The 13,335-nt window shown below is 66.5% G+C and carries 12 protein-coding genes; 2 read left to right on the top strand and 10 right to left on the bottom strand.

Features of this window, described 5'->3' with window-relative positions; all coding sequences use genetic code 11:
- Positions 1-94: 94 nt before the first annotated feature.
- From CJ177_RS42400 to CJ177_RS42360, 9 genes are all read right to left on the bottom strand, one after another.
- Positions 95-1,240, bottom strand: a complete 1,146-nt coding sequence (locus tag CJ177_RS42400; protein WP_095870607.1) for an acyl-CoA dehydrogenase family protein — start codon at positions 1,238-1,240, stop codon at positions 95-97.
- A 71-nt stretch (positions 1,241-1,311) separates the two neighbouring features.
- Complete coding sequence (locus CJ177_RS42395; protein ID WP_095870606.1) at positions 1,312-2,676, bottom strand: MFS transporter; 1,365 nt, start codon at positions 2,674-2,676, stop codon at positions 1,312-1,314.
- A 72-nt stretch (positions 2,677-2,748) separates the two neighbouring features.
- Positions 2,749-3,543, bottom strand: a complete 795-nt coding sequence (locus CJ177_RS42390) for a MaoC/PaaZ C-terminal domain-containing protein (protein ID WP_095870605.1) — start codon at positions 3,541-3,543, stop codon at positions 2,749-2,751.
- Positions 3,540-4,718, bottom strand: coding sequence for an acyl-CoA dehydrogenase family protein (locus tag CJ177_RS42385; RefSeq protein WP_095870604.1), 1,179 nt, complete (start codon positions 4,716-4,718; stop codon positions 3,540-3,542). The genes CJ177_RS42390 and CJ177_RS42385 overlap by 4 nt, the downstream gene beginning before the upstream one ends.
- A 22-nt stretch (positions 4,719-4,740) precedes the next feature.
- Entirely contained in the window at positions 4,741-5,493 is a 753-nt protein-coding gene (locus CJ177_RS42380) for an enoyl-CoA hydratase/isomerase family protein (protein WP_095870603.1), read from the bottom strand.
- Entirely contained in the window at positions 5,490-6,884 is a 1,395-nt protein-coding gene (locus tag CJ177_RS42375; RefSeq protein WP_095870602.1) for an amidase, read from the bottom strand. The genes CJ177_RS42380 and CJ177_RS42375 overlap by 4 nt, the downstream gene beginning before the upstream one ends.
- Positions 6,877-7,635, bottom strand: a complete 759-nt coding sequence (locus CJ177_RS42370) for an SDR family NAD(P)-dependent oxidoreductase (RefSeq protein WP_095870601.1) — start codon at positions 7,633-7,635, stop codon at positions 6,877-6,879. The genes CJ177_RS42375 and CJ177_RS42370 overlap by 8 nt, the downstream gene beginning before the upstream one ends.
- Positions 7,636-7,675: 40 nt before the next feature.
- Positions 7,676-8,497, bottom strand: a complete 822-nt coding sequence (locus CJ177_RS42365; protein WP_095870600.1) for an alpha/beta hydrolase — start codon at positions 8,495-8,497, stop codon at positions 7,676-7,678.
- Positions 8,494-10,101: an AMP-binding protein gene (locus tag CJ177_RS42360; protein WP_179443422.1), complete on the bottom strand. Its 1,608-nt coding sequence runs from the start codon at positions 10,099-10,101 to the stop codon at positions 8,494-8,496. The genes CJ177_RS42365 and CJ177_RS42360 overlap by 4 nt, the downstream gene beginning before the upstream one ends.
- A 157-nt stretch (positions 10,102-10,258) precedes the next feature.
- Between CJ177_RS42360 and CJ177_RS42355 the strand changes: the two genes are divergently transcribed.
- Together CJ177_RS42355 and CJ177_RS42350 are read left to right on the top strand one after the other, a co-directional pair.
- Entirely contained in the window at positions 10,259-10,939 is a 681-nt protein-coding gene (locus tag CJ177_RS42355) for a TetR/AcrR family transcriptional regulator (protein WP_306453428.1), read from the top strand.
- 475 nt (positions 10,940-11,414) lie between these two features.
- The gene (locus CJ177_RS42350; RefSeq protein WP_095870597.1) at positions 11,415-12,314 is read left to right on the top strand and encodes an alpha/beta fold hydrolase; all 900 of its coding nucleotides are present in this window, start codon (positions 11,415-11,417) and stop codon (positions 12,312-12,314) included.
- Positions 12,315-12,596: 282 nt separating this feature from the next.
- On the opposite strand, the gene CJ177_RS42345 is transcribed toward CJ177_RS42350, so the two are convergent.
- Complete coding sequence (locus tag CJ177_RS42345; protein WP_257014965.1) at positions 12,597-12,923, bottom strand: hypothetical protein; 327 nt, start codon at positions 12,921-12,923, stop codon at positions 12,597-12,599.
- Between the last annotated feature and the right edge of the window lie 412 nt (positions 12,924-13,335).

Here is a 13,335-nt window from a genome sequence, read left to right as displayed (position 1 = left end):
GTGAGTGATGCGTTCCTAGACAGCTCGCACTTCACTCGGAGGTCTTCTTTATGTCACCTCGCCACGCCGTCACCAACGTCCGTGGTCAGTACAACTAGAGACCGTACGACTTGCCGATGATTTCTCGCTGGATCTCGTTGGTTCCACCGTAGATCGTGGCGGCCAATGACACTCGGACGTGGTGCACCATGTCGAACTCGGTGGAGTAGCCGTAGCCGCCCATCAGCTGCATGCCTTCGAGTGACATGCTCTTTGCGACCTCGGTGGCCTTGAGTTTCGCCATGGACGAGGCGCGGGACAGGTTTGTGGATCGACTCGGGTCGTCTGCCTGCTGGGCGACGCTGTAGACGAGCAGGCGGGCGCACTCGATCTCGGTGGCGAGGTCGGCCATGCGGTGTTTGACGGCCTGGAAGGAGCCGACCGGTTGACCGAACTGGGTGCGTTCGGTGACGAACGCCAGGCAGTCGTCGAAGGCGCGTTCGGCGGTGCCGAGCATCTGTGCGGCCAGGATCAGCCGCTCGGTGTCCAGCCCGGCCATCAGCTGCCGCCATCCCTGTCCCACCTCGCCGACCACCGCGTCGGCGGGCAGTACACAGTCGGTGAAGTACAGGTCGTTGACCTCCTCCCCGTTCATGGTGTCGATGCCCTTAATCGACAGACCGGCAGTATCGGACGGCACATGGAACATGGTCAGTCCGTGGTGTTTCTTCTCGCCGCGGTCGGTTCTGGCCACCAACAGGATGCTGTCGGCGAGGTGGGCGTTGGTGCACCACGTCTTCTGGCCGTTGATTACCCAGCCGTCGGTGGTGCGCTCGGCGCGGCAGTTCATCGCGGCGACATCTGATCCTGCTCCCGGTTCGGACATCGCGATGGCCAGTGCCGCACCGTCGGCGATTCGGGCCAGGACGGCCTTCTTCAGTTCTTCGTGCGCGAACCGGTTGTAGATGCCTCCGGTGATGAGGGTCGTTCCGTGCCATGGTATCGGTGCCATGCCCCGGGCGAGCTCCTCGAGCAGGACGCACAGGTCGACGTGGTTGCCGCCGGCGCCGCCGTATTCCTCGGGAAAATTGATCGCCGCCCAGCCGAGTTCGGCGACCCGCCGGTTGAGGTCGAGGCTGTGGGACTGGCGCCCACAGTCGGTCAGCTTGTCTCGTTGTTCCCTGCTGCCCACCTCGCGGCGGCAGAATTCGCGGACCGCGGATCCGAATTCGCGTTGCTCATCGGTGAGCATCACAGTCATTGTTTCTCCTGCATAGGGGATTGGTGTGGAGGTATGGCTAATTCACTTCCGGTGGAGGTGAATTCGCAGATTTACACCGGGTCGCCGGCGGGGATGCGGGCGTCCAGACGCTCGGCGTCACCGCCGTTTCCCTGGGGATGGCGACGTGATGCGAAGCTGCGGCGGACAGCGAACGCGGCGGTGAACGACACCACGGCGGTGCCCACGAGGATCGCGGCGAGGGGCCACCAGTGCTCGGAGCCGTCGGTCGGGACCAGTGCCGCCGCGACGAGGGGAGTGGGCGCTGCCCACGCGACGCCGGCGAACGCGCTGCACAGCGCGACACCGCTGTAGCGGACCTCGGTGGGGAAGAGTTCGGCGGTCATGCTCGAGACCACGGCGTAGGTGGTGGCGTGGCCGAGGACGAGGGCGGTGGTGAACGCGATGATCATCAGGACCATGTTCCCGGTGTTGAACAGTGCGAAGAGGGGGAAGGCGAACGCCCCGGTGAATACCACTCCGCTGACGAACACCGTCCAGGCCGAGAGCCGGTCGCAGAGGATCCCCACTCCGATCATGGCGGCGAGATCGATGATGGCGGCGATGAGCAGAATCATCAGGGTGTCGCTCTTGGTGAACCCGTGGATGTTCGTGGCCATTGTGAGCATGTAGGTCGTGATCAGGTAGAACAGGACGATCACGCTGGCCTGCAGGCCGATACCGGCGGCGACCTTGCCCGGCATCGTTCGTATCACCGTCGCGATGGGGTTGCTCTTGACCGTGCCGATCTTCTTCGCCTCGGTGAACTCACTCGATTCCGACACGCCGAGCCTGATGATCATGCCGATCACCACGAGGACGAACCCGGCGAGGAACGGGATGCGCCATCCCCACGACAACAGCTGCTCGTTAGGCATCCGGGCGACGAAGTACATCACGATCGTCGCGAGGACGAGCGCGAGGGGGCTGGCGATCTGGGGTGCGGAGCCGTAGAGGCGGACACGCGACTTCGGCGCGTTCTCCACGCTCATCAGCACGGCGCCGCCCCATTCACCGCCGACGGCGACGCCCTGGAGGAAGCGCAGCGCGGTCAGCAGGATCGGTGCCCAGATGCCGACCTGGTCCCACGTGGGCAGCACCCCGATCAGGCCGGTGGAGGCACCCATGACGGTGAGGGTGGTGATCAGGGTCGTGCGTCGGCCGAGGCGGTCGCCGAGGTGACCGAAGATGAAGGCGCCCACCGGGCGGGCGAGGAACGCGACTCCGAGGGTGGCGAAGGACGCGAGGGTCCCGACGTTCGATGCGAGGGCGGGGAAGAAGATTTTCGAGAACACCAGGGTTGCTGCGGTGGCGTAGATGAAGAAGTCGAACCACTCGACGGTGGTGCCCACGAGGCTCGCGAGGAAGGCGCGTTTCTGTTGCTTGGTTCCGAAGGTGGAGGGGGTGGGTGTGGTCATGGCGGGTGCCCTTTCGGCGGGGGAACTTCGTGTGGTGCTGGGGAATTCCTTCGGTGAAGCGTTGTCGATCGGTCAGAAGCGGGCGTGGCCGCCCGCGAGCACAGCGGTGGTGTCGATGCGCGCATCGAAGTCGATGCCGGCACCGGTGGCCTGTGCCCTGACGGTGAGGGTGTTGTCGGGAGGGACGGGGGCGGCGAACCGTGCACGCAGCTCACTGAGCTCCCACGGCTGCGCTCCGGCCGCTTCCGCGACCATTCGTGACGCGATGCCGAGGGTGCACAGGCCGTGCAGGATCGGTCGGTCGAACCCGTATCCGGCAGCGACGTCGGGGTCGATGTGGACGGGATGCAGGTCGCCGGTGAGTCGGTACAGGGCGGGGAGGGTGGGCTCGACGTAGAACGGTTCCTGGAAGCTCGCAGCGTCGAGGTCGACCCGGGCCGACGACGGCGCCCGTTCACCACCCCACCCGCCCGAACCCGGCAGGTGGATCGAGTACGTCGCGGTCACCTGCTCGCACTCGACGGCGATGTCGATCGTGGCGGCGGAGCCCTTGTCCCACACGTCCGTGACGCGCGCGTGCATCTCGAGCTTCCCCGCGCGGGGAAGGGGTTCGTGCACGGTCAGGTGCTGGGCCGCGTGCAGTGACTTCAAGCGGTCGTAGGCGCCGAGGGCCCCCGCGTCCTCCACCGCCCACAGCCCGAGACCGAGACCGAAGGTGGGCAGTACGTGCAGGTCCCGCTCGTAGACGAGGGGCAACTCGTCGGGCCCGGCACCGACGCACAGTGCGTACAGGATCGCGTCCGATTCGTCGTACGAGACGACCCGATGGCCGAGGTCGTGGCCCTTCAGGGCGGCGACGGTGCTCACCGGAAGGCTCCGATGTTGGTGACGGCCTGGCCGAGGACCAGGGTGTGTACCTCGTTGGTGCCCTCGTAGGTGTATACCGATTCGAGGTTGTTCATGTGCCGGATGACGGGGTATTCCAACGTGATTCCGCTGGCGCCGAGCATTCCGCGGGCCTCGCGGGCCACGTGCAGGGCCTGGGCGACGTTGTCCTTCTTGCCGAAGCTGATCTGTGCGGGAGCCAGCGTGCCGGCGTCCTTCAGTTTGCCGAGGTGCAGCGCCAGTAGGTGTGCGCGGTTGATGCGGATCAGCATGTCGGCGAGCTTGCCCTGGGTGAATTGGAACCCGGCCAGGGGTTTGCCGAACTGGGTGCGGTTCAACGTGTATTCGAGGGCGGTCTCGTAGCAGTCGCGGGCGGCACCGACCGCGCCGAACAGGATGCCGAAGCGGGCTTCGTTCAGGCAGGACAGTGGGCCCTTGATTCCGGTCACGCCGGGCAGTACTGCGCTGCCGGGCAGACGCATGTTGTCGAGGACGATCTCCGCGGTGATCGACGCGCGCAGTGACATCTTGCGGTCGAGTTTGCGGGCCTGGTAGCCGGGGGTCGTGGTGTCGACGACGAATCCGCGGATGCCGTCCTCGGTCTGCGCCCAGATGACGGCGACGTCGGCGATGCTGCCGTTGGTGATCCACATCTTCGTGCCGGTGAGCACCCAGTCGTCGCCGTCGCGGCGGGCGGTGGTGCGCATGCTCGACGGATCGCTACCGGAGTCGGGTTCGGTCAGGCCGAAGCAGCCGATGGCCTCCCCGGCGGCCATCCGCGGCAGCCATTCCTGCTTCTGCTCCTCCGATCCGAACTTCCAGATCGGGAACATCGCCAGAGACCCTTGAACCGAGACGAAGCTGCGGGCGCCGCTGTCGCCGGCTTCGAGCTCGAGGCATGCGGATCCGTAGGCGACGGCGCTCATGCCGGCGCAGCCGTAGCCGGACAGGTGCATGCCGAGCATGCCGAGCTTGCCGAATTCGGTGGCGAGCTCACGCGGGAACTCGCAGTTCTCGAACCACTCACCGACATTCGGCTTGATCTTCTCGACGACCAACTGGCGGACGGTGTGTGCCACCATCCGCTCCTCGTCGCTGAGAAGCTGTTCGAGGGCGAGGAAATCGTAGGGGTCAGGGGCGAGCGTTGTGTTCGTCATGAGTGTCCTTGATCGAAGTCGTTCAGGGGTGGGTGACGCCGTGCCGCGCGGAGGCGGCGGCCACGGCATCGTGTCGGGCGGGGCTGTCGAGTAGACGGGTTCGGGTGGTCTGCCACTCGGCGTCGTCGAAGTGCCCGTTATCGAGGTGCCGGAGCAGTGCGCGGGTGGCGGCGAGAGCCTCGTGTGGTGCCTGGGCCAGGGTGTGGGCGAGGGTGAGGGCGTGCTCGCGGGGGTCGCCGTCGGTGCGGTGGGTCGCGAGCCCGCTGCGGACGGCGTCCGCGGCATCGAACCGTTCCGCGAACACCAGCAGGCGGGTGACGGTGGAGCGGGGCAGGGTCGCGTGGAGCCGCCGGATCGACGTCGGGTTGTAGAGCAGACCCAGTTCGACCGCCGGCACCCGGAACCAGGTGTTCGGGCCGGCGAACCGTGCGTCACACGAGGTGGTCAGCTCGACGCCCGCGCCGACGCAGGGCCCGTCGACGGCGGCGATGACCGGCACCGGGCAGTCGCGGATGGCCGTGCACGCATTGTCCAGGTCCCGGTCGTACGCGAGATCGGCAGAGGTGCCGGTCAGGTCCGCGAAATCGGCGCCGGCGGAGAACACCGGTCCGGTGCTGGTGAGCACGACCGCGCGGATGCCCTCCGGAAGGTTGGTGAATGCGTGCCGAAGTTCGCGGAGCAAGTCCCGGGACAGAGCATTTCGACGACTCGTCCGGTCGAGTACGAGCTCGAGGACATCATCGTGCGCGTGGTGCGCGAGCGGCCCGCCGGTCATGGGACCGGTACCGGCTGTGGGGCTGTCGGCTGGTCGGCCCAGCGGTCGCGCAGCGGGGTGTAATCGAAGTCCAGCGCGGCCTCGAGCGACTCGGCCAGGTTGAGCAGGTCCGCGTCGCGTCCCCGGGCGGTGACGAGTTGGGCGCCGATCGGCAGGCCATCGGAGGTGCCGGCGGGCAACGTGATCGCCGGGGTACCGGCAACGTTGAACGGCGAGGTAAACGGGAACGCACCCCACAGCCAGTCCACGTCGACACCGTCGATACTCTTCGGCCGCTCGCCGTGGGGGAAGGCGACGGTCGCCACGGTGGGCGTGAGCACCGCGTCGAAGCGGTGCAGGAACCCGTCGATCCGCAGCCGGAAGTCGGTCAGAGACCCCCGCGCGCGGGCTACGTCCGCGCTCCGCAGCTTCGTGGCGGCGCGCAGCGTGGACCGCTCGTACGGGGTGAGGAGATCCGGTCGCTCCAGCAGGTGCCCGCGTTCACGCAACTCGTCGTCGAGCACGAGCGGACCGAAGATCTCGTTCCAGCCGTCGACAGGCACCGTGCACTCGACGACCTCGTGACCGAGGTCCGACAATGTCGCCGCCACGGCGGCCAGCGTGTCCGCGACGGCGGGATCGACCGGGCGCCCTTCGGGGCGGGCGCAGTAGGCGATCCGCAGTTTCGGCGATGCGCTGCGGGCGAAGCGCGTCTCCGCGAGGACCTCGCCCATGATGCGGGCGTCGTCCACCGTCCAGGCCAGCGGACCGGCGGTGACGAAATCGGTCATGGCGCGGAATCCACGCTCATCAGGGCAGATACCTGTGCTCGGTTTGAATCCGACGAGCCCGCAGAACGCCGCCGGGATGCGGATGGAGCCGCCGCCGTCCGAGCCGAGCGCGATGGCGGCCAGGCCGGCACCCACCGACGCGGCGGCGCCCCCGCTCGACCCACCGGGTGTGCGTGCGATGTCCCACGGGTTGCCGGTGTCGGGGCCGAGGAGGTTGTCGCTGGTGGCGGACTGGCAGAACTCCGGCACGTTCGTCTTACCAGGCATGACCGCCCCCGCGGCGCGTAGTCGGGCGACGACCCCGGAGTCGGAGCGGGCGATCCGGCCGCGCTGGGTCAGCGAACCGAGCGTGGTCTCGGTGTCCGCGAGGTGGAACGCATCCTTGATGGACACCGGCACGCCGAGCAGTGGTGCGCGGTCGCCACGCCGGTAGCGTTCGGCGGCACCCGCGGCCTGGGCGCGGGCAAGCTCGGGCAGTGCGGTCACGTAGGCGTGCACCTGCGGGTTCAACCGGTCGATGCGCTCGATCAGGTCCTCGGTGACGTCGACGGGGCTGAGGTCGCCGCGTGCGTAGGCGTCGGTGAGCTCACGGATCGGGCGGTGCAGAGGATGGTCAGCCATGGGGATGCACCCCTCCGCTGATGCCGTAGACCTCACCGGTGACGTACCCGGAGTCGGGGCCAACCAGGAACGAGACCAGGCCGGCGACATCCTCGGGGCGGCCGACTCGTCCGACGAGGGAACGGTTCTCGGCGTAGCCGGAGAAGAAATCGTCCGGGTAGATCTTGCGGAGGAAGTCGTTGTAGATCAGTCCCGGGGTGACCGCGTTGACGCGGATCCCGAACTGACCGTTCTCGGCGGCGGCGACGCGGGTGAGCGCGAGAACGCCGGCCTTGGCCGCCGAGTAGGCGGCACCGTGCTCGGTGCTGGTCTCGTAGGCGGCGATAGAGCTGATGTTGACGATCGCTCCGGACTTGTTCTTCTGCATCAACGGCAGCGCGTGGCGCATGGTGTAGAAGGTGCCGTTCAGGTCGACATCGAGGCAGCGGCGCCAGGTGTCGGCGGACATTTCGGCGACCGGCTCGATCTTGCTCCAGCCGGCGTTGTTGACCAGGACGTCGAGGCGGCCCTTGGTCGATTCGATGTCGGCGACGACCTCCTCGACCTGGGCTTCGTCGGTGACGTCGAGGGCATGATGGGTGAACTCGCGGCCGAACTCGGCGGACAGTTTGTCCGCGAGCTCCTGGCGGCGGCGCTCGTGGATATCGGTGATGACGACGTCGAAACCGTCGGAAGCGAGACGGGTGGCGATGGCGGCGCCGATACCGGCACCTGCGGCGGCGGTGACGAGGGCGGTCGGACGTTCTTGCATCTGTGGGGCCTTTCGAGTGGTGGTAGGCGCGGTCGGGGTGTTAGAGGTCGAGCGTCTGTTGCAGCAGTGCGATCGACTGCTCGGGCTGGTCGACCAGCATCAGGTGGCCGGCGCCGGTGATTTCCGCGTAGGTGGCGTGCTCGATGGCGCCGAGGATGATGTCGGCGGCCTTCTTCGGGCAGAAGGTGTCGTGGTCGGCGCCGATGATGACCACCTCGACCCCGGGACCGACCTTCGACAACTCCGGTGTGAGAGGGGCGTCGACCAGGGCTGCCATCGCGGTGGACGCGTTGACGTAGCCTCTTCCGTCGCCGACCGCGGCGAGCCGGAAGCGGGTGACGGCATCGACGTCCGACTCCGGATTATGCAGGGCCGCAGCAGTATCCGAGAATAGTGCCTCCTGCTGGGCGGCGGTGTCCGGGCCGCGGAACAGTGCGATGCGGCCCGCGTAGAAGCCGGCGGCTCCCCGCCCGACGACGCTCGAGGTACCGAGTGCGACGACCTTCGTCACCAGATCGGGGCGCTGTGCCGCGGCGGAGAGGACGACGGTGCCTCCGAGGGAGAAGCCGACGCAGGTCGCGGGCCCGGTGACCTCCTCGAGGAAGGTCAGCAGGTCGTCGCGAAGCTGGGCGAGGGTGCCCTCCGGTGACCCGGCGGTGGTCTGTCCGTGCCCGCGCAGGTCATAGGCGTAGGTGGTGGCCTCCAGGCCCGCTTCCTGCACCGGGCGCCAGCTCTGGTGGTCCTCGGCGAGTCCGTGCACCAGGACGACGGCGGATCCGTGGCCGGCGCGGGTGTAGGTGACGTCGATGTCGCGCAGTGAGGCGGTGTGGGTGGTGATGGTGTCGTCGATGCCGGTGGTCATTCCTTTTCCTCCGAAATCAGTTCTCTGAGAATGTTCTTGCGGATTTTGCCTGCAGGTGTTTGCGGCATTCCGGAGACGATGTGGATCGATTCGGGCCACAGCCGCCGGGGTACACCGCGGCTGTCGAGCCAGGAGAGGATCTCCTCGAATGTGGGAGCAGTGCCGTTGATCTGGAGAACGGCGCAGATCCGTTCGCCCAGGCGGTCGTCGGGGCGTCCGACGACGGCGACCTTGACGATCTGTGGGTGCCCCGCCAGGGCGTTCTCGATCTCGACCGGCGAGATATTCACTCCGCCGCGGATGATCAGGTCCTTGAGCCGTCCGGTCAGTCGGAGGTACCCGTCCTCGTCGACGATCCCGGTGTCTCCGGTGCGGAAGTAGCCGTCGGCGGTGAAGGAGCTGCGATACAGATCCTCCTGTCCGATGTAGCCGAGGAACAGCGACGGGGTGCGCATGACGATTTCGCCGTCGGTGCCGCGCGGTGCGATGGTGCCCTGTTTGGTGATGGTCTCGAGAACCACCCCGGGCATCACGCGCCCGCAGCTCCGGGCGACGACGTCAGGCGCGTCATCGGGGAGGCTGGACGTGGCTCCGCCCTCGCTCAGCGCCCAGATCGACCCGATCCGGGTTCCGGGCATCTGATTCTGTGCCTGCTCGATCAGGCTGGGGGGAATGGGGGCACCTCCGCACAGGAACACGCGCATTCCATTCAGTTTCGGTGTGTCCGATGGCCATTCGGCGTCGACCAGGTCCTTCAGGAAAGGGGTCGCAGCGACGGTGATGGCGCAGCGGTGCCGGTCCACGAGTTCGAGTGCTCGGTGTGGGTTCCACGAGTCCTGGAGGACGAGCGTTGCTCCGGTCATCATCGACATCCGCGCGCCGTGCCAGAAACCGGTGCTGTGACCGAGGGGCGACGGCATGAAGACGGGCCGCTCGCCGGTGACCCGGTAACGGTTGATGACGCCCTCGTTGTAGGCGCCCAGGCTTGTCTCGGAATGCGCGATCGCCTTCGACTTGCCCGTCGTGCTCGAGGAGAACAGGATGTGCGCCGTCCCCTGCGGGTACTCCGGGACCACCACCGGCGGACCGTCGAATGTGCGCCACGCCCGCGTCTTGTGGTCGCCGTCGACGAGAAGGACATGGACGAGGTGCCCCAACTCCTCGGCAAGTGTGGTGGATTCGGTCGTGAAGTCGCGCCCCCGATGTGCCCGGGGGAGGACGACAGCCTTGGCGCCCACCAGGTTCGCCGTGTACGCGATCGACCTCGGATCCGTGGTGATCGGCAACGTCGCAGGAACCAGGCCGCCGCGCACGACGGCCAGATAGGCCGCCATCCACTCGGTCCAGTTCGGCATGCAAACGACCACGACGTCGCCGGCGGTGAGTCCGCGAGAGGCCATTTCGCCTTGGATCTCGGAAGCGAGGTCCCACAGTTCCTGCCTGGACAGTGCGTTGTCCCGGTCGTCGCGCACCGCGACGGCGTGGGGATCCCGCGCGAGATGGTCGCGGAATCGGTCGAGGGGAGACGGGAGCGGACTCCTGGACTCGAGGGCTGGAGTTACGTCGAGCGCCTCGGCGTCGAAGGTGGCTACTCGGGAATTCACGGCGACTCCGTTTCGGTGAAAAGCCGGATGATGGAAGCGCAACGCGGGAAGATCGCGGCGTCGTTGTAACGATTCTGTGGCATCCGGGTGCCCCCAGTCAAGAGAGTGACGTCGCTTTTTTGTAAACTCTGGATCAACGCCCCGATCAGTGGATACGATGCCTGCAACGAGAAGGAGGGTCATGCCCCACGTACCGAATACCACCAAGGGAAAGCTCACCCGAGCCCGGCTTCTGGATGCAGCCCGATCCGTTTTTGCACGAGATGGCTACGTCGGAACCACGATGAGTGGCGTGGCAACGGAAGCCGGCATGTCACTCGGGGGGCTGTACCGGTACTTCAAGGACAAGGAAGACCTCTTCGCCGCGCTGATCGCCGACACCCACGACGACCTGTTCCGCGCGAGCGGAACGACGAAGCACCGCCTCGACGAGGAGCCGTACGAGGCACTGCTCGAATCGAACACCGGCTACCTGACGCACTATTACAACTACCGCGACGTCATGCGCACCCTGGTGGAAGCGGCGAGCGTCGAAGCCCGGTTCCGGGAGTTCTGGTGGCAGATGCGCAACCGGCACATCGCCCGCTTCACCACTGTCCTGAAGACGAAGTGCGGCATCGAGGAGATCAACGGCCTTCCCGTCGCGGTCACCGTCGAAGCGATGGCGTGCATGGTGGAGCAGTCGGCCTACGTCTGGTACGCGCAAGACGCGATGCAGGAGTCGCCGATGCCCGTCGAGCAGGCGGCGGAGGTGGTCAGCCGAATCTGGTACACCACCTTCTTCGGAGCCGAGGCGCAGGCCGGGAAAAGCGAGGACCGCGGCCGGCAGCGAGCCTGATCATCGCCGAATGCGCACCTAGGAGTGGAAAGGCACCACCACGGTGCGGTCTCAGACCGGGGTGGCGGTACCGCACGAGGTGACGTTGCGGTGCCGATGTGTTCTTAGCCGAGGCCGATCACCTATGCCACCCCCCGGCGTAGTTGTAGGGGAAGCGCACTTCGATTCGATACGCCCTGAATTCAGCCACGCCAGTGTGGCCTTGGCAGGGCCTGACGGTGTACGAGAACTCGTCCGCGCCCCCCTGCGCCTGCGTCGTAGTCGGCAGATATGCGTGACGGTTTTGACGCGTTCTTCGGGAAGCGATTGCCGCGCTGGACGGGCGGCTGAAACGTGTCGGACCCTATGGTGATAGCTCAGATCGGCGAAGACACCGGACAATGGCCAGAAACGAGTGCGGGGTGAATCGGTGTTCACCGCGTGGTGCAACATGATGGTAAATGCTCGAATTCGATAATGTTGGTGAGGAACTTTAGTGGATCTCATAGTCGCACAGTCCGAATTCCGCGGTGACGGTGTCACCCTTGCCGGCGACCGGTGGGACCCACCGGCGCGGGGTGCCGGCGGATCGGGTGTCGACAGAAAAGGTTTGGTCCTGTTGCTGCACGGCGGTGGGCAGACCCGGCATTCCTGGCGGAACACCGGGCGCAGTCTCGCGGCAGATGGTTGGTCTGCCATTGCTGTGGACGCGCGTGGGCATGGGGACAGTCAGTGGGCACCGGACGGGGACTACGGCATCGATGCGCTGGTCGCCGACCTGACCTCGATCATCGGTGAACTGGGGGAGAAGCCGGTACTCGTCGGTGCCTCGATGGGAGGTATGACGTCGTTGATCGGGCAGGGGGAGAATCCCGAGCTTGCTCGCGGGCTGGTGTTGGTCGATATCGCACCGAAGGTCGAAACCGCCGGTACCGCGGAGATCATGGCGTTCATGCGTAGTGGTCTCGAGGGTTTCGAGAGCCTGGCCGACGCTGCTGCGGCGGTCGCGGCGTATACCCCGAACCGTGTCCGCAAGCCCAACCCGCAGGGGTTGCGCAAGAACCTTCGCCTGCGTGATGGCCGCTGGTTCTGGCATTGGGATCCGGCGTTCCTTCGCCAGGGCGACGAACCGACTCGTCAGGCGGATTCGATCGTGCGATACGAACGCGCACGGAAGGCGGCAGCCGCGATCACGGTTCCCACGATGCTGGTGCGTGGCACGCAATCCCATGTGGTCAGCGAGGAAGGCGCCAAGGAGCTACTCGAGCTGATCCCGACCGCCACACTGATCGACGTGACCGGCGCCGGGCATATGGTCGCCGGCGACGACAACGATGTCTTCAGTGGCGGATTGAAGGGATTCCTCGACGAAGCCGTTATCGCAGCGCGCTACTGACGCGGTCGAGGCCTCGGACGCGACCGGTCGAGGGATCAGCTTGGATCTGCATCCGTGCCGGTTGCAGCGGCGAACCGGATTTGGTTCCGCAACCGGTCGGGGTCCGACTGATCCGTCCGTCGGCGATCAGATGGGGTTCTGGTCGTCAATGCTGCACTGTCGGAACATTTCTCGAATCCAACGAGCGGCGCGATCGTAACCGGTCAGGGCAGGAGGGGCGTGGGCGACCGAACCGCAGCAGACCCGGGTGGCGACCAACAATGAAGCCGTTATGTTCGCGGTTCACAGGTGCGCGAGCATGGGGAACAGGGCGATCGCGGAGACGGTGATCCCCGCGGCGCCGGCAACGACGCCCAGCAGGGCCCGCAACGATGCCGCCTCGTCGTCGGCTACCGCGGACCGCGAGGTGGCGACGGCGCCGCAGACCACCGCGGCCACCCCCAAGAGGAAGCCGAGTCCGATCATCCAGAACGACGCCACGGACAGCGCCCCGAGGGCGATCGACACGGCGGGCAACCGTGAACCGTGCTGTTTCCGTATCTCGGTGTCGTCGAGGGAGGAACGCATGTGGTGGCCGGCACCGGGGCTGTGGGGGACGGTGGCGGGCATGATCCTTCTTCTCACGGTTGACGAGTCGGGTCGACGGGTGGTCGACGGGGCAAATAGGTTTGGCGGGACTGGAAGCGTCTTCAAGACTGTTCGGGCGCAACGGGAGCGGTGTGGTCGAAGACGTTCGGTGGTCGATGGTTGCGACCTGGTCGAGGGTCTGTCGCTTGTGACGTAGACCCCATCCGAATTTAGCACTCATGCCGTGTGAGTGCTAACTCTTTTTGCTAACTAATTTCATGCTCCTATGCCGGCCGCTGAAGTGCATCGACCGCCGGACTCTTCGGCGGTGGACATTCGCCCAGGCCCCCCGACTGGTGGACGGCGCCGGCTCGATTGTCGAGCGAAGGCTCGTTGGCCGGGGGAGACGAGGCGGTTCCCGCGATGCCGCTGAGTGCGAATGCCGATCCATGCC

Origin of the sequence: Rhodococcus sp. ACPA1 (assembly GCF_002300195.1) — a bacterium.
GTDB classification, from domain to species: Bacteria; Actinomycetota; Actinomycetes; order Mycobacteriales; family Mycobacteriaceae; genus Rhodococcus_F; species Rhodococcus_F opacus.
Note: the sequence above shows the minus strand (reverse complement) of the source record. Positions and strands in the feature narration are given on the sequence as shown.